Annotated in this window: 11 protein-coding genes; 8 read left to right on the top strand and 3 right to left on the bottom strand. The window is 72.9% G+C overall.

All coding sequences use genetic code 11. The features are described from left to right. The coding region (locus ACIQCZ_RS19865; protein WP_402283744.1) for an SUKH-4 family immunity protein at positions 1 to 1,406 on the top strand (1,406 nt) is incomplete at its 5' end. A 170-nt stretch (positions 1,407 to 1,576) separates the two neighbouring features. Next, entirely contained in the window at positions 1,577 to 2,476 is a 900-nt protein-coding gene (locus ACIQCZ_RS19860) for a cellulose-binding protein (protein WP_402283742.1), read from the top strand. 140 nt (positions 2,477 to 2,616) lie between these two features. Here the strand turns inward: ACIQCZ_RS19860 and ACIQCZ_RS19855 are convergent, their stop codons facing one another. From ACIQCZ_RS19855 to ACIQCZ_RS19845, 3 genes are all read right to left on the bottom strand, one after another. Beyond that, complete coding sequence (locus ACIQCZ_RS19855; RefSeq protein ID WP_402284169.1) at positions 2,617 to 4,206, bottom strand: cation acetate symporter; 1,590 nt, start codon at positions 4,204 to 4,206, stop codon at positions 2,617 to 2,619. Positions 4,207 to 4,232: 26 nt separating this feature from the next. Further along, positions 4,233 to 4,697 (bottom strand): DUF485 domain-containing protein, encoded by a 465-nt coding sequence (locus tag ACIQCZ_RS19850; protein ID WP_402283741.1) that lies wholly within the window; start codon positions 4,695 to 4,697, stop codon positions 4,233 to 4,235. A 379-nt stretch (positions 4,698 to 5,076) separates the two neighbouring features. Beyond that, positions 5,077 to 6,636 (bottom strand): MFS transporter, encoded by a 1,560-nt coding sequence (locus tag ACIQCZ_RS19845; protein ID WP_402284166.1) that lies wholly within the window; start codon positions 6,634 to 6,636, stop codon positions 5,077 to 5,079. Between the two features lie 458 nt (positions 6,637 to 7,094). Here ACIQCZ_RS19845 and ACIQCZ_RS19840 point away from each other — a divergent pair, with 458 nt between their 5' ends. The 6 genes from ACIQCZ_RS19840 (at position 7,095) to ACIQCZ_RS19815 (ending at position 17,205) form a co-directional block, all read left to right on the top strand. Next, complete coding sequence (locus tag ACIQCZ_RS19840; protein ID WP_376273198.1) at positions 7,095 to 7,883, top strand: ABC transporter ATP-binding protein; 789 nt, start codon at positions 7,095 to 7,097, stop codon at positions 7,881 to 7,883. Beyond that, positions 7,880 to 10,465, top strand: coding sequence for an ABC transporter permease (locus ACIQCZ_RS19835; protein WP_402283739.1), 2,586 nt, complete (start codon positions 7,880 to 7,882; stop codon positions 10,463 to 10,465). The genes ACIQCZ_RS19840 and ACIQCZ_RS19835 overlap by 4 nt, the downstream gene beginning before the upstream one ends. Before the next feature lie 249 nt (positions 10,466 to 10,714). Next, positions 10,715 to 10,975 carry a hypothetical protein gene (locus ACIQCZ_RS19830; protein WP_402283738.1) on the top strand — a complete coding sequence of 87 codons (261 nt, stop codon included), beginning with the start codon at positions 10,715 to 10,717 and terminating at the stop codon, positions 10,973 to 10,975. A 180-nt stretch (positions 10,976 to 11,155) separates the two neighbouring features. After that, a complete protein-coding gene (locus ACIQCZ_RS19825; RefSeq protein ID WP_402283737.1) occupies positions 11,156 to 13,048 on the top strand; it encodes a BTAD domain-containing putative transcriptional regulator in 1,893 nt (630 codons plus the stop codon). A gap of 4 nt (positions 13,049 to 13,052) precedes the next feature. After that, complete coding sequence (locus tag ACIQCZ_RS19820) at positions 13,053 to 15,245, top strand: TOMM precursor leader peptide-binding protein (protein WP_402283735.1); 2,193 nt, start codon at positions 13,053 to 13,055, stop codon at positions 15,243 to 15,245. Next, positions 15,235 to 17,205, top strand: a complete 1,971-nt coding sequence (locus ACIQCZ_RS19815; protein WP_402283734.1) for a TOMM precursor leader peptide-binding protein — start codon at positions 15,235 to 15,237, stop codon at positions 17,203 to 17,205. Before ACIQCZ_RS19820 ends, ACIQCZ_RS19815 begins: the two co-directional genes overlap by 11 nt. The last annotated feature ends 8 nt before the right edge of the window (positions 17,206 to 17,213 follow it).

The following is a 17,213-nucleotide window of genomic DNA, read 5'->3' as shown; positions in this document are numbered from 1 at the left end:
CGGGTGGGGGTGTGCATCATGCTGCGACGATGCTGGCCGACCCGAGCATGGGTGTCCCTGGTGCGCCGCAGCCACCTGGTCCGCCCGGAATGCCGGGTGTCCCTGGTGCGCCGCAGCCGCCCGGTCCGCCTGGTGTCCCCGGTGTCCCTGGTGCGCCGCAGCCGCCCGGCCCGCCTGGTCCTCCGGGGCCGCCGGTGTCTCCTGGTTCGACGCCTCCGCCGTCGGGTGGGGGTGTGCATCATGCTGCGACGATGCTGGCCGACCCGAGCATGGGCGGTCCCGGTGCGCCGCAGCCCCCCGGTCCCCCTGGTCCCCCCGGTCCGCCCGGAATGCCGCAGGGCGGCGGCCCCGGCCCCGTACCGCCGAATCCGCACGGCCCGCAGCCCCCGGCGTACGGCTATCCGCAGGCGCCGAGCGGTCAGCCGACCGTCGGCCCCGGCTATCAGGCCGTGCTGCGCTACCGCGCGCCCGACGGCAGCGAGCAGCAGCTGATCCGGCGCTCGGCGCCCGGCACCCCGCATCCCGAGTGGCAGATGCTGCACGAGCTGCGGGCCATGAACGTGCCGCCGCAGCAGGTCATCGAGCTGCACACCGAGCTGGAGTCGTGCGAGCTGCCCGGTGGTTACTGCGCGCGGATGATCCGTGAGACCTGGCCGCAGGTGCGGATCACCAGCGTCGCCCCGTACGGCACCGATCACGCCAGCCGCCAGCAGGGCATGCAGCATCTGCTCACGCATCAGGGTGAGCTGCACCAGGTGGCGGACGGGCCGGCGCGCCCGGCACCGGTGCGTGCGCCGCTGCCGCAGATGCCGGCCGCGCCGCAGGTGCCGCCGGAGGTCGTCGCGCAGGAACTGCTGCAGAGCTTCGGCCCGCAGGGCATCCTCCGTTTCGACCAGCGTGCCGTGTCCCGTCAGGGTGTGCCCGAGACCGTGGCGCAGACCCTGGTGTGGGCGGGGCTGCCCGCCGACTTCGGGCCGTTCTTCTGGGCACAGCCGGGCCAGCCGGTGGTGCCGACGCTGGCCGAGCTCGCCGCGCAGCGGCAGGTTCAGGCCGCCCCGGACGCCGGGTCGTACCTCGTCATGGGGACCGATTTCGGTCGGGCGATCTGTGTCCAGTACGGCACGGCGAACATCGTGGCCGTGCCGGTCGAGGCGGGTCCCCCCGCGGGCGGGCACGGTCAGTCGGCGGCGCCGCAGTTCGTGAACACCGGGCTGCCGGAGTTCCAGCGCTCGATGGCGCTGCTCGGCCGGATGTGGCGGCTGCGCTACGGGCTCAACCCCGAGCAGGCGGGCCGCTGGACGGTCGACTTCCAGGCCCAGCTGGTGGCGCTGGACGCGGCGGCGCTGGCGTCGCCGGAGAGCTGGTGGTCCGTACTCCTCGAGCAGATGTGGGACGGGCTGATCTGACCCGGCAGCCGTGCGAGGGCGCCCGGACCCCGACCGGGGCCGGGCGCCCTCGCACGGTCTGTGATGCCTGTCGCTTCCGTCCGGAACGTGGCTGATCGATTCCGACTTCTGTGCCAATTACCGCATCCTTGACGTATTGCTGATCGGAGAGTCGGAAAGAGGCTTCAAGGATGAGTTCTGCACCGGTGTCCCCGCACGGCTTCGTCGTGGTGCGAGGGCGCGGATACCGCCCGGAGCAGGTGGACAACAAGGCGGCCGATCTGTCGGCGGAGCGGGACGAGGCGCTGGAGCAGGTGTCCCGGCTGACCGCGCTGGCGGATGAGCTGTCGGCCGAGTCGGCGCGGCTCGGCGAGGTCGTCGCCGCGCTCGCCCCGCAGAACTACGCATCGCTCGGTGAGCGGGCCCAGCGGATCCTGGGGCTCGCCGAGAGCGAGGCCGAGGACGTCCGGGGCGCTGCCCGGGAGGATTCGCAGGCGCTGCGGGACGCGGCGGAGGAGGCGGGCCGCGGGCTCCGCGCGTCGGCGGGCGCGGACTCCGAGGCGATGCGGGCGGCGGCCGGGAAGTACGCCGAGGAGACGTTGGCCACGGCCCGGGGCACCGCCGAGGGGACCGTCACCGAGGCCCGCCGGGAGGCCGCGGAGGTCCGGGAGCAGGCGGAGTCGGCGATGGCTGAGACGCGTCGTCGTACCGCGAGCGTTCTCGCGCACCAGGAGCAGGAGCACACCGAGCGGTGGAAGACGGCCGAACGCGAGCTGGCCGAGGCCGAGGCCGTGCAGGCGGCGCGCCACGACGAGCAGATCGAGCGGGCGGAGGCCAGCCTGGCCGAGGTGCGGCGGGCGCTGGCGGAGACCGAGGAGGCGGCCCGGCACGGTCAGGAGGACGCCGATGCGCGGGGCGCGGAGCTGTTCGCGGCGGCCCGGGTCCGTGAGGAGCGGGTGGTCCGGGAGACGGAGCGGATTCTGCGGGAGCACGAGGAGGGCCGCGAGGAGGTGCAGGCGCACATGGCGCACGTGCGGAACTCGCTCGCGGCGCTCACCGGTCGGGTGGCCCCGGATCCGACGGAGGACTGAGGTCCCGCCGGTACCGACCGGGGCCTTGTGGCCCGGGGTGGTTCAGAGCCTGTCGGGTGGCCTCGGGCCGGATGGCGGACGCGGCCCGGTGCGTGCGTGCCAGGGCGTGGCCGCCCGGTCGGAGGTCACCCGACAGGCCCTCAGGGCCGGGGGGCCGGTGGCACCCCCGCCAGGATGCGGGGCTCCTCCCTGTCGTACCCGCGGCGGGCCTCGGCCGCCGTGTAGCGGGGGAGGACGGTTCCCAGCCAGCCCGCCAGGAATCCGGCCGGGATGGAGACGAGCCCGGTCGTGGTGAACGGGAACCAGTTGAAGTCGTGGTCGGGGAAGACCGAGGAGGGGGAGCCCGAGACCAGGTTGGTGCCCGTGATCAGCACCATGACGGTGACGGTGCCGACGATCAGGGTGCAGAGCAGTCCGGTACGGGTGAAGCGCCGCCAGAACATGCTGTAGACGAGCGCCGGGGCGAGCGCCGACGCGCCGACGCAGAAGGAGAGGGTCGCCAGCGCCTGCACGTTCCAGTGCCTGGCCACGACGGCGAGCGTGATGGCGAGCAGCCCGACGGCGACCGCGGAGACCTGTGCCGTGCGCATTTCGGACAGGCCCGCCACCGGCTGCCTGTTCCGGCGGCGCACTCCGTGCAGGCCGTGGGCGAAGAGGTCGTGGGCGAGGGCGTTGGCACAGGCCAGGATCATTCCGGCGACCGAGGCGAGCAGTGTCAGGAAGATCGCCGTCGTCATCGTCGTGACGATCAGCGCGCCCATCTGGCCGCCGCCCGCGACGGCTCCGCTGACCTGCAGGATCGAGCTGTTCCCGGATGCCCCGGCGGCGGTGATGCCGTCATGCCCGACGAGCGCGCCGGCGCCGAAGCCGATCACGACGAGCAGCAGACAGATCCCGGCGACCACACAGACCGCCCAGGACAGGGAGCGGCGGACGGCCTGGGTGGACGGGGCGTTCGTCATGCGCAGGGTGACGTGCGGCAGGCAGGCGGCGCCGAGCACCACGGTCAGTTCGGAGCTGACCATGTCGAGCCCGCTGCCCTCGAACTGGAGCCCCGAGCGCAGATAGGCGCCTCCCGCCCCGCTGCCCTGCTGGGCGGCCGAGAGCAGGGCGCCGGTGTCCCAGCCGAACCGGTTCATGATCATTACGGCGATGGTGAGGGCGGCGACGAAGAGGACCACGGTCTTCACGATCTGGATCAGCGAGGTGCCCTTCATACCGCCGATCGCCGCGTAGCCGATCATCAGCGTGCCGAGTCCGATGATGGCGCCGGTGCGGAATCCCGAGCTGTCGAACCCCAGGATGAAGGCGAGGAGATCGCCGCTGCTCGCGAGCTGGACGACCATCATCGGCACCAGTGCGGCGAGAGCGGCCGCGCAGGCGGCGATGCGGACCGCGCGGCCGGGGGCGCGGCGTTCGAGCAGGTCGCCCATGGTGAACCCGCCCGCGTTGCGCAGCGGTTCGGCCAGCAGGAACATCAGCAGCACGAGCGAGAGGGTGATGCTCAGGGCGAGGATCATCCCGTCGTAGCCGGTGAGGGCGATGATGCCGGTGGTGCCGAGGACCGTGGCGGCGGAGAGGTAGTCGCCCGCCAGGGCGAGGCCGCTGCGCAGGGGGGAGCGCGAGCGGGAGCCGGTGTAGAACTCGTCGAGGTCGTCGCGGTCCGGACCGGTCATCACGCAGAGCAGCAGCGCCACGGTGGCCACGGCGAGAAAGGCCACGAGGGACATGGTCTGCGCGGAGTTGTCGAATCCGTTCACCGGGCCGCTCCCGCTCTTCGGATCCGGGCGGCGAGGGGATCGACGGTTTTCCGGGCGGTCCGCTCGTACAGGACGACGGCGAGCAGTGTCACCGGGAGCTGGCAGAGGCCGAGCGCCAGGCCGAGGTTGAGGCCGCCGAACAGGGGCCGGTCCATGAGGTCCTTGGCGAAGCCGGAGAGCAGCAGGAAGGCGATGAAGTAGCCGAGTGCGGTCAGTGTGGTGATGCGCCGCAGCAGCCGGTACGCGGTGCGCAGTCGGCGCAGGTCGCCGTGACGGGTGGCGGAGGACGTGGGCGCGGCGGGTGCGTCCGGCCCTTCCGCGTCCGGCGAGGGGTGCGAACTCTGCCAGGGGAGCAGGTAGTCGGGGTGGTACGGAGGCGGGGGCTGATGCCGCCGGGACGGCTTCGGCAGCCGTTCGGGCCGGGAGGGATACGGGGGCGGGGACGGGTTTCCGTACGACATCTGGGTGCTGCTCCTTGCAAGGCTCGGTTCCTGGTCTGGACGGCAAGGCAGGAGTGCGTGTGTGCTGTAGGAAGCGCGAACATTACTCGTGGGTATGGCAGTTGAGGAGAGTATGGCTGGAACTACCCACGGTAATGGCTCAGTTGCGTGAACTTTTGACGAAGAGGTCGCGCACGCAGGTGGGGTGGAGGAAGGGGCGGGGTGAGGGGCAAGCCCGGCAAGGCGGAGGAGGGAGGCGGATGGGGGTCTCCCCTGCTCGAACGCAGCTGAGAGCTTGGGGAAGGAGCGTCGTCGACCGACGACAACGCCGCCGGGCGCCGCCCATCGGCACGCGACGCCGTCCCACCTGCGTGCGCGGCCTCGAAAGGGAGCTCCCGCACTACGGCGCGGGGGTGTCGCCGCCGGGCTCCTCGGTGAGGACCGGGAAGCGGCGCGGGGCCAGCAGGACCAGCACCAGCAGGGCGAGCGCCGCGGCCGCGGCGGCGCCCAGATAGACATGGTCGACGGCGGCGTCGACGGCCCGCCGCAACTGGTCGGTCGCGGCGGCCGAGAGGCTGCCCGGGTCGTCCAGGGCGTGCGAGACCGCGTCCAGGTCGTCCGGCAGTCCGGGTACCGGGGCGGCGGCCAGCCGGGAGGTGAGGACCCCGTTGGCGACGGCGCCGAAGAGCGCGGCGCCGACGCTCTGGCCGACCTGCCGGCAGAAGAGCACCGACGCGGTCGTCGTCCCCCGTTCGGCCCAGCCGACCGTCGACTGCACCCCGACGATCAGCGGCAGCTGGAACAGCCCGAGCGCCGCGCCGAGCAGCAGCATGATCAGGGCGGGCTGCCAGGGCTCGCCCGGATACGGCAGCAGCGGGAAAGCGAGCAGTATCAGCAGTGCGCAGCCCATGCCGATGATCGCGGTGAGGCGGAAGCCGATGCGGTTGTAGACGCGGTTGGAGAACGCCGCGGAGACCGGCCAGCTCAGAGTCATCACGGACAGGACGAAACCGGCGGCGACGGGGCCGAGGCCGAGCACCGACTGGGCGTACGTCGGCAGGAAGACGGTGGGGGCGACCATCAGCAGCCCCATCGCGCCCAGCGCGAGATTGACCGAGGCGATGGTCCGCCGCCGCCAGACCCAGCCGGGAATGATCGGCTCGGCGGCCCGCCGTTCGATGACGACCGTCAGTGCGCCTAGCGCGGCGCTGCCGGCCAGCAGTCCGAGGGACGGGGCGGAGAGCCAGGGCCAGGCGACCCCGCCCTGGACGAGCGCCGTCAGCAGCAGGGTGCCGGTGGCGAAGACGGCGAGGGCGCCCGCCCAGTCGATTCGGGGGCGGGGCGCGCCGGCCGCCCGGCGGATGCGGGACGGCTCGTGCAGGTGGCGTACGACGAGCCAGAGTGCGACGGCCCCGATCGGCAGATTGATCAGAAAGATCCAGCGCCAGTCCGCGTACACCGCGAAGAGTCCGCCGATCACCGGCCCCGCGACCGCCGACGTGGCCCATACGGTCGACAGCTTGGCCTGGATCTTCGGGCGTTCCCTGAGTGGATAGAGGTCGGCGGCGATGGTCTGCACGGTGCCCTGGAGAGCGCCGCCGCCCAGGCCCTGGACGACCCGGAAGGCGATCAGCGCGGCCATGTTCCAGGCGGCGGCGCAGAGCACCGAACCGAACAGGAACAGAACGATGCCGGCGATCAGGACCGGCTTGCGGCCGAAGGTGTCGGAGAGCTTCCCGTACACCGGCAGGGTGACCGTCACGGCCAGCAGATAGCCGGAGAACAGCCAGGAGAAGACGGAGAATCCGCCGAGATCCCCGACGATCTGCGGGACGGCTGTGGAGACGATGGTGCCGTCGATGGCCGCCAGGGCCATGCCGAGCATCAGGGCGGCCACCACCGGACCGCGTCCGCGCGGCGCGGCGGGGGACGGGGCCGGGTCCACCCCGGACCCGGACATCGCTTCGGTACTGCCGCCCGCGCCGCTCACCAAGATTCCTTCCCCATGCACGTATTTTCTCGTGACACTGTCTCACCCGTGGCTCCCGGCGGGGAGGGTGCTGCCGGGGGGACGGGCCCGACGGCCTGGGCGGACCCCGGCGCGTGCACCCAGGGGGCCGGCCCCTGAGGTCCGTGTCCACCAGGGGGCCGATACCCCTAAGGGGCGCTCCCCACTTTTGCCCAGGGGCGCTTCCTCCCGGCGGAGGACGTGACGGCGCGGGTCCGTTCCTTACCGTGGTCCTACACCGCGAGAAACGGCTGATTCCCGCCGCGAATGCGGCTGGCCACAGGGGGCGGGGTGGGGGAAACCCCACCCGAAGACTGCGCTGCGCACCAGAGCGCCGGCCCCCCTCGGAACACCAGACTTCATCCGTACACCGCGACATCCTGAACACTGACGGACATAGGAGAAAAACCGTGACAACGGCTGTGACCATTCCCAGGCACGGGGGCACTGGAGGGCGTACGGCCGTGGCTGCGCGGGCGCGGCAGGTCGTCAAGGCCTACGGCGCGGGGGAGACCCGTGTCGTCGCGCTCGACCATGTCGATGTGGACATCGCCCGCGGGCAGTTCACGGCGATCATGGGTCCGTCCGGCTCCGGCAAGTCGACGCTGATGCACTGCCTGGCCGGACTGGACACCGTGACCTCCGGTCAGATCTTCCTGGACGAGACCGAGATCACCGGGCTCAAGGACAAGAAGCTCACCCAGCTGCGCCGGGACCGGATCGGCTTCATCTTCCAGGCGTTCAACCTGCTCCCCACGCTCGACGCGCTGGAGAACATCACGCTGCCGATGGACATCGCGGGCCGTAAGCCCGACGCGGCCTGGCTGCGGCAGGTCGTGGAGACCGTCGGTCTCGCCGAGCGTCTCAAGCACCGCCCCACCGAGCTCTCCGGCGGCCAGCAGCAGCGCGTCGCGGTGGCCAGGGCGCTCGCCGCCCGGCCGGAGATCATCTTCGGTGACGAGCCCACCGGGAACCTGGACTCGCGGGCCGGCGCCGAGGTGCTGAGCTTCCTGCGCAGGTCGGTCGACGAGCTGGGCCAGACCATCGTCATGGTCACCCACGACCCGGTCGCCGCCTCCTACGCGGACCGGGTGCTCTACCTCGCCGACGGGCGCATCGTCGACGAGATGCACAGCCCGACGGCCGACCAGGTCCTCGACCGCATGAAGGACTTCGACTCCCGCGGGCGGACCTCATGACCGTCTGGAAGACATCGAGGCGCAACTTCTTCGCGCACAAGGGACGCATGGCGCTCTCCGCCGTCGCGGTCCTGCTGTCGGTGGCGTTCGTGTGCGGCACGCTCGTCTTCACCGACACCATGAACACCACGTTCGACAAGCTCTTCGCCGCGACGGCGGCCGACGTCACCGTCCGGCCCAAGAGCCCCGACGAGAAGGACCGGCTGCCGGAGAGCGGCAAGCCCGTCACCGTGCCCGCAGCCGCCGTCGAGAAGGCCGCCGGGGCCACCGGGGTGAAGGACGCCGAGGGCGCGGCCGTCAGCACGTCCGTCACCGTCGTCGACAGCCACGACAAGAACATCGGCTCGACGTCGGGCGCCCCGACGATCGCGCGCAACTGGACGAAGAACGACCTGCGTTCGATGGAGATCACCTCCGGTCGCGTGCCGCGCGGTCCCACCGAGGCGATGCTCGACGCCGACACCGCCGAGAAGCACCACCTGAAGATCGGCGACTCGCTGCGCACCATCACCCCCAACGGCGACATCGACGCGAAGATCAGCGGCATCGTCACGTTCAAGGTCACCAACCCCGGTGCGGCCGTCGTCTACTTCGACACCGCCACCGCGCAGACGAAGCTGCTCGGCGCACCGGACGTGTTCAGCGTCGTCTTCGTGTCCGCCCAATCCGGTGTCTCCGACATCGGGTTGAAGAAGAACGTCGCCACCGCGCTCGGCGACACCTCCGGGTACGAGCTCCAGACCCAGAAGGAGGCCGCGGACGCCAGCAGGGACTCGATGGGCTCCTTCCTCGACGTCATGAAGTACGCGATGCTCGGCTTCGCCGGGATCGCCTTCCTCGTCGGCATCTTCCTGATCGTCAACACCTTCTCGATGCTGGTCGCCCAGCGCACCCGCGAGATCGGCCTGATGCGGGCCATCGGCTCCAGCCGCAAGCAGGTCAACCGGTCCGTACTGATCGAGGCGCTGTTCCTCGGCATCGTCGGCTCCGTCCTCGGCGTCGGCGCCGGGATCGGCCTCGCCGTCGGCCTGATGAAGCTCATGGGCGCCATGGGCATGGAACTGTCCACCAAGGACCTCACGATCGCCTGGACGACCCCGGTCGTCGGCCTCGCGCTCGGCATCCTCGTCACCGTCGTCGCCGCCTACATCCCGGCCCGCCGCGCCGGGAAGATCTCCCCGATGGCCGCCCTGCGCGACGCCGGAACCCCGGCGGACGGCCGCGCGGGCCGGGTCCGGGCCGCCATCGGCCTCGTCCTCACCCTCGCCGGTGGCGCCGCGCTGGTCGCCGCGACGCGCGCCGACAAGTCGAGCGAAGGCTCGCTCTTCCTCGGTGCGGGCGTGGTCCTCACCCTGATCGGCTTCATCGTGATCGGCCCGCTGCTGGCCGGCTTCGTGGTCCGGGTGCTGAGCGCGGTCATGCTGCGGATGTTCGGGCCCGTCGGGCGGCTCGCGGAGCGCAACGCCCTGCGCAACCCGCGCCGTACCGGAGCGACCGGCGCCGCCCTGATGATCGGTCTCGCCCTGGTGGCCTGCCTCTCGGTCGTCGGCTCCTCCATGGTCGCCTCCGCCACCGAGGAACTCGACAAGTCGGTGGGCGCGGACTTCATCGTCCAGTCGTCCGGCGGCAACCCCCAGCCGATCGTGCCGCAGGCCGAGAAGGCCCTGGAGGCCGTGCCCGGCATCGAGCACCTCACCTCGTACAAGTCCGTCGGCGCCAAGATCACCGCGCCCGACGGCAGCACCGAGGACAAGGCCCTGGCCGCCGTCGACCCCACGTACCGGGACGACGTGCGCCGCGAGACCGTCTCCGGCAAGCTGGCCGACGCCTACGGCAAGGACGCCATGTCGGTCGGCGAGACGTACGCCACCGAGCACCACGTCAAGGTCGGCGACCGGCTCACCATCGCGTTCAAGGGCGGCGAGACCGCCAGGCTGAAGGTCGCCGCGATCACCTCGGACGACGCGAACATCGACAAGGGCGCGATGTACACCGACATCACGACCGCCGCGCGGTACGTCCCCGCCGACACCCTGCCGAAGAACATGATCATGTTCGCGAAGGCCGAGGACGGCAAGGAGAAGGAGGCGTACGCCGCCCTCAAGGACGCACTCGCCAAGTACCCGCAGTACGAGGTGAAGAACCAGGCCGACTTCAAGGAGCAGCTGAAGGACCAGATCGGCCAGCTGCTGAACATCGTCTACGGCCTGCTGGCCCTCGCGATCATCGTCGCGGTGCTCGGAGTGGTGAACACCCTGGCGCTGTCGGTGGTCGAGCGGACCCGCGAGATCGGACTGATGCGCGCCATCGGCCTCTCCCGCCGACAGCTGCGCCGGATGATCCGTCTGGAGTCCGTGGTCATCGCGGTCTTCGGCGCCCTGCTCGGCCTCGGCCTCGGCATGGGCTGGGGCACGGCGGCCCAGAAGCTGCTGGCCCTGGAAGGGCTCAACGTCCTGGAGATCCCGTGGCCGACGATCCTCACGGTCTTCGTCGCCTCGGCCTTCGTCGGCCTGTTCGCGGCCCTGGTCCCGGCGTTCCGGGCGGGCAGGATGAACGTGCTGAACGCGATCGCCACGGATTAGCCGCGGCGACGGCCCACGTAGGATGACTGATCCGGCCCCGGGGTGTTCCTCCAAACACTCCGGGGCCGGACGCGTGCGGCCCCGGTCCGGGGCGTTCCCCGGGGGCCTCCCGCGACCGGGGCCGCTTGCACGAAGCTGCCGTGGCCCGTGCAGCAAGCTGACACGTCCGGGCGCGCCTGTGCGCCCTCCTCGCTGGCATCGTCGTCCTGCCGGGAACCCCCGGCAGGACGCAACAGCCGAAGGGGAATCGTGTTCAGCTCTTCGCTCTCGCGCCGGCCGGCCGGCGCCGTACGCACTGCCGCCGTCACCGGTCTCGCCCTGGTCTCGCTCGCGCTCTCCGCCGGTGCCGCCTCCGCCGCGGGGGCGGCCTCCTTCGGCCCCCCGGCCGGTCATCCCGGCCCCGTACAGGTGGATCAGACGGTCTGTACGCACCTGGAGCCGGCACTGGACCGGCTCCCCCCGCCCGCCGCACCCGTCCAGGTGTGCAAGCTGGTCAACGGCTGGGACTAGACCGTGTCCGACGAATCCCGCCTGGCGTGCGACGCCCGGCACACACACTCGCGTCGGAATCATCCAAGTACGCCCAGTACGAGGACGATCCTCCGCCTTGCGACCGCACGCACCGGACGCCGCGCGCCCCGCCCTCCGGGCGGACGGCGCCATTCGTCGGACACGGCCTAGACCGCCGTGATGCGGTTTCAGCTGCTAGGACCGCTGACCATCACGGACGGTCCCGAAGCCGTCGTGCTCCAGCCGTCGAAACCGACGATCCTGCTGGCCGCACTTCTCCTGCACGCCAACGCCGTGGTGTCCGCCGACTACCTCCAGCGGGCCGTGTGGGGGGAGGAACAGCCGGCCACCGCCAAGGCCGCCCTCCAGACCTGCGTACTGCGGCTGCGCCGGCTCTTCACCAAACACGGGGTGACGGAGACCTCCATCGAGGCGGTGCCCGGCGGCTACCGGATCACCGCCGAACCGCACTCGCTGGACCTGCTCGGCTTCCGGGACCAGGTGCGCCGTGCGGTGGCCATGTCGCAGGACCCGGAGGCCGAACTCTGCACGCTCAAGGACGCGCTGTCCCTCTGGCAGGGCTCACTGCTGGCCAATGTGCGCTCCGACGTGCTGCACCGGGACGAGGTGCCGCGGCTCGCGGAGGAGCGGCTGCGCAGCGTGGAACGGGTCTGCGATCTGCTGCTGGGCCTGGGGCGTTACGGGGAGGCCCTCGTCGAACTGTGGACTGCTACGCGCGTATACCCGGGCCATGAGCGGCTCCACGAGCAGCTGATCGAGGCGCTCTACCGGACCGGGCGGCAGACCCAGGCCCTCGCGGAGTACCGGAGGGTCAAGGGGTTCCTGCTGGACGAACTGGGGGTCGACCCCTCTCCCGCACTCCAGCAGCTGGAGCTCGCGATTCTGCGCGGCGAGGACCCGGGGGCCGAGGACAGCCGGCCCCTGCGGCCGCCCGGTGCCCTCACACGGGTCGTCGAAGGCGAGCTGGTCGTGGCCGACGGCTACGCCCCGGCGCCGACGGGGCGGGCGGCGGTGCCCTGGGCCCCGCCCGTGGCCGTGGCCGCCGGAGCGTCCGCCGCCACGGCCGTGCCGGGGGCGGGCGTGCCACCCGTGGCGACAGAGGTTCCCGCGGTGGTGAACTTCACCGGGCGGGACGCCGAGACCACCGCCATGGTGGCCCGTCTCACCGACCCCGCAGCATCCGGCGAGGACGGCCGGCACCCGCTCACCGTGCTGGTGTCGGGGGCACCTGGCATCGGCAAATCGGCACTGGCCCACCACGTCGCGCACCTGGTCAGGGACGGCTTCCCGGGCGGTCGGCTGCTCATCCGCACGACCCGGCCGGACGGCGAACCCCGTGGCGCTGCCGAGGTCGCTGCGGCGGTCTCGGCGGCCCTGCGCCCCGGACAGGCGGACGGGCGCACCCTGTTCGTGCTCGACGACGTGCGCGACGCCGACCAGGTGCGCCCGCTGCTGCCCGTCGTCGCACAGGCGCGGGGAGCCGTGATCGTCACCAGCCGGATGGGGCTCGCCGGGCTCGTCGCCACGCACGGTGGGTGGGTGCACCGGCTCTCCGCGTTCACCGGGGCGGAGTCGTACGCGCTGCTGCTGTCCGTGCTCGGCGCCGAACGGGTCGAGGCGGAGCCGGACGCCGCGCACCGGCTCACCGCGCTGTGCGGGCACTTCCCGCTCGCCCTGCGCATCCTGACGGCCCGTCTGCTGACCCGCCCCGCACTGCGGCTCGGCGACGCCGTCGGCTGGCTGGGCCAGGACCCGCTCGCCCGGCTCACCCTCACCGACTCCCCGGGCCTGTCCGTGACGGCGCTCCTGGACGGCGCGCTGAACCGGCTCGGCCCGCGGCTGTCCGAGGCCTTCCTGCGGGTCGCGGCGGCACCCGGTTCCGCCTTCACGTCCGAGGACGTCCCGGCCGTCACCGAGGCGGCCCTGGAACGGCTGGCCGACGCCGGACTGCTGGAGGACGGCCCGCCGGGCCCGTACCGCATCCATGAACTGCTCCGCGCCTACGTACGAAGAACCGACCAGGAACGCATCCGCCGCACAGAGAAGGTGTGACCCCATGGCCGAGACTGCCGAGAGTGCCGAAACAGCGACCGGGACGTTCGAGGCGCTCGCCGCGACCCGGCCGCGCATCCGCCGGGACGTGCTGTTCACCGAGACCCCCGGCGGGGTGCTCTTCCACAACGCCGACGGCGGGTTCCACCTGGCCGGACGCACCGCCTACCGCTTCGCCTCCCTCGTCGTCCCGCACCTGGCCGGCCACCACCGGCTCGCCGACGTCTGCGCGGGCTTCGGGCCGGGGCAGCGGGCGATGGCGGCGGAGCTGGTCAGGACGCTGTACGAGCGGGGGTTCGCCCGGGACGTGCCCGAGCCCGGCACCGGGGCCGGGCCGGTACCGGACGAGGTGGCGCAGCGGTTCGCGGCCCAGATCGCCTACGTCGACCACTACGTCGACGATGCGCCGGAGCGCTTCGCCCGCTTCCGTGCCACCCGCGTCGCGGTGCTCGGCGACGACGGGATCGCCCGGTGGTGCGCGCTGAGCCTGCTGCGGAACGGGTGCGTGCGGATCGGCACGACCACGGAGTTCGGCGAGGTCACGGCCGAGTCGGCCCGGTCCGCCGCACGGGCGGACCGGATCGCCGCCGGTCCCGGGGCCGACTGGGCGGCCCTCGACGGCTACGACGTCGTCGTGGTGACCGGGGCCGGGGCCGGGGCGCGCACCCACCGGCTGCTCGCCGCCGGCGTGCCCGAGGGCCGGACCCTGATCCCCGCCTGGCTGTTCGGCGAGCGCCTCGTCGTCGGCCCGCTCTCCACCGCGACCACCACCGGCTGCTGGTCCTGCGCCCTGCTGCGGCTGGGCGGCAATGTGTCGGCCGGGGAGGCCGCCGCGCTCTGGGGCGAGGCCGCGGGTGCCACCCCGGTGTCCGGGGACGAACTGTCCGGCCCGGTCGCCGCGATGGTGGGCAACCTCCTCGGCTACGAGATCTTCCGCCTCGCCACCGGTGCGCTGCCCGCCGAGACCGCGGGGCAGGTCCTCGTCCAGGACCTGGCCTCGCTGGACGTGATGTCCGAGCCGGTGCGGCCGCACCCCCGCTGCGGTCGCTGCGCCGCCCTGGACGCGCGCGAACCGGCGCCCGCGCTGCCCGACGGCCTGGCACTGCCCGTCACCCCGACCGTGGAGACCGCCCGTGACGCGGAGGCCATGGTCGAGGACCTGAACCGGATCAGCGGGGCCCTGGTGCGCCCGCACACCGGGATCTTCACCCGCTACGACGACGAGGGACTGACCCAGACCCCGCTGAAGCTCAGCCGGGTCGAGGTGGCGCTCGGCACCGGGGCACGGCGCAGGATCGCCGCCTTCGACGTGCACCATCTGGCGGGCGCGCGGATGCGGGCGCTGTACGCGGCCGCCGCGGCGTACGTGGAGCACGTGGTGCCCCTGGACCGGGCCGCCATGGTGCCGGCCGACCGGATCCTGGGCCCCGACGCGCTGACCACCGGCGGTGGGACCGGCGCCCTGCCGGACGCCTGGACCGTCGCGACCTCGCTGATCGGCAAGGAACCGGTCCGGGTGTCGGCCGCGGCCGTACGCACCTTCGGAGCGCACAACCGGGACCGGCTCCATCTCGCCACGGCCGCGGGTGCGGGCGCGGGTGCGGACGCGCGGGAGGCCGCGGGGGTCGGCCTGTTGTCGGCGCTGGCGCACGACGCACTGCTGCGGGCGGTCCGGGGCGCGGCGGTGGTGAGCCCGGTCTCCGCCGACGGCGACGACCCGGAACTGGTGTTCCTGCTGAAGTCCGCGGCCAACCTGGATCTCGCCGTGGAACTGCTGGACCTCGGGGAGGAGGAGCGCACCTCGGCCCAGGTGGTGCTGGCCCGGGAGCCCGACGGGGAGCGGGCGCCGGGGCGTTGGGCGGTCGGCGCGGGGCTGTCGCGCCGGGCCGCGGCCTGCGCCGCGCTGCGGGATCTGCTCGGCCGGGCACAGCTCGCCGCCGAGGACCCGGACGCGGACGTCGACCTCGGCGACCCGCTGGTGACGGACCTCGCCGCCGGGAGCATCGCGGTCACCGGCGCCCCCGTCACGGCGGCCGGGCCCACGGCCACGTTCGCCGGGGTGCTCGACCGGCTCCGGCTCGCCGGACGCGACGCGCTGTACGTGCCCACCACCCCGGCCGATCTCGCCACCGGCGGCATCAGTACCGCCCGGGTGCTGCTCACGGTGGACGGCGGGGGCGGACCCGATGCCCGTTGAGACCCCCGTCCGCGGCGGGCGTGCCCCGGCGGCGGAGTCCGCGCGCACGCTCGCGGCGCTCCTGCACGAGGCGCTGGCCCTGACCCACCACGGCACCCCGCCGCCGCTGGACGTGGCGCCGCTCGGCGTGCGCGACGCCTTCGCGGACGGGGCGGCGGTCACCGCCGCCCCGGTGGCGGAGGCCGCCGTGCCCGTCCGGTTCTACGGTCCGCACGTCGTCGTCGGCCCCTTCGCGCCGCCCGGACGCACCGGCCGGCGGATCTGCGCCCACTGCCTCGAACGGCGCTGGCAGGCGGTCCGTTCCGTCGCGCTGCGCGAGGCGCTGGAACTCGGCTCGGGCACCCGGGCGGCCGGGGAGTCCCCGTACCTCACACCGTTCGCCGCGCACGCCCTCGCGGGGGTCGTCGCCGCCCGGCTCGGCGGCACCGGGCCAAAGACCGGCGCCCTGCCCGCCGTGCACCTGGTGGACCTGCGGACGCTGACGGTCCGCCACTACCCTCTCGTCCCCGACCCCGAGTGCCCGCGCTGCGGGGTGCGGGAGCCGGACACCGCCGGGGCGGCCACGCTCACCCTGCGCCCGGCGCCCAAGCACCGGCCCGGCAGCTTCCGGGTCCGGGGCATCGAGGAGTACGCACTGCCCGTCGAGCCGTACGCCAACCCGGTGTGCGGCTCGCTCGGCCCGTCCGTCGTCCAGGACGTCTCCTCCACGTCCACCTCCGCCACCATCGGCTGCTTCTCCATGCGCTCGGGGGAGTATCTGCGCGAGACCTTCTGGGGCGGCCACGCCGACACCTTCGCCGAGAGCATGCGGATCGGCGTGCTCGAAGGACTTGAGCGGTACGCGGGCATGCGCTCCCGGTCCAGGGCGGTGCGGACCCGGGACTCCCTGAACGCCCTGCGCGCCCGCGGCGAGCACGCGCTCGACCCACGGGTGTGCGGGCTGTACTCCGACGCCTTCCACCGGGCGAACCCGCGCGTCACCCCGTTCACCCCGGACCGCGCGATCCCCTGGGTCCACGGCTGGTCCCTGCGCGACCGGCGCACGGTCCTGGTGCCCGAGGTCCTCACGTACTACCACGCCCCCGGTCTGGAGAACCGCTTCGTCCAGGAGAGCTCCAACGGCTGCGCCTCGGGAGGCTGCCTCGAAGAGGCCGTCTACTTCGGGCTGATGGAGGTCGTCGAGCGCGACGCGTTCCTGCTCGCCTGGTACGGGAAGGCGTCCCTGCCGGAGATCGACCCGCGCACCAGCCGCCGCCCGGCCACCCGTCAGATGGTCGACCGGCTGGAGATGTACGGCTACGAGGCCCGCTTCTTCGACACCCGGATCTCCTTCCCGGTCCCGGTCGTCACGGGGGTCGCCGTGCGGAGGGACGGCGGCCCGGGCCTGATGTGCTTCGGCGCGGGTGCCGGACTGGACCCGGAGGCGGCCCTGGCCGGTGCGCTCTGCGAGATCGCCACCGACGCGGTGAACCTCCGCCGGCGCACCGAACGCGACCTGGAGCGGCTGCGCGCCATGGCGGACGACTTCCACCGGGTCGAGGCGCTGCACGACCACCCCCTGGCCTACGGCGTCCCGGAGATGGGCCGCCACGCGCACTTCCTGATCGGCGAGCCGGGAGCGCCGCGCCCGCCCCTGCGGTCCTTCGGCCAGCTGTACGGGGACGGCTCGACGCTGCCCGTCTCCGACGATCTGCGCACCGACCTGACCCGGTGCGTGGACGCCGTCACCGCCGCCGGATTCGATGTGGTCGTCGTCGACCAGACCATGCCGGAACAGCGTGAGCTGGGTCTGACCACGGTCGGCGTGATCGTGCCCGGACTGCTGCCCATCGACTTCGGCTGGACCCGGCAGCGTGCCCTCGGCATGGACCGGCTGCGCACCGCCCTGCGCGAGGCCGGGCTGCGCGGCAGCGATCTCACCGACGCCGACCTCAACTCCGCCCCGCACCCCTTCCCGTGACCGAGGAG

Source organism: Streptomyces sp. NPDC093149, assembly GCF_044754145.1.
Classification (GTDB): Bacteria; Actinomycetota; Actinomycetes; order Streptomycetales; family Streptomycetaceae; genus Streptomyces.
Note: the sequence above shows the minus strand (reverse complement) of the source record. Positions and strands in the feature narration are given on the sequence as shown.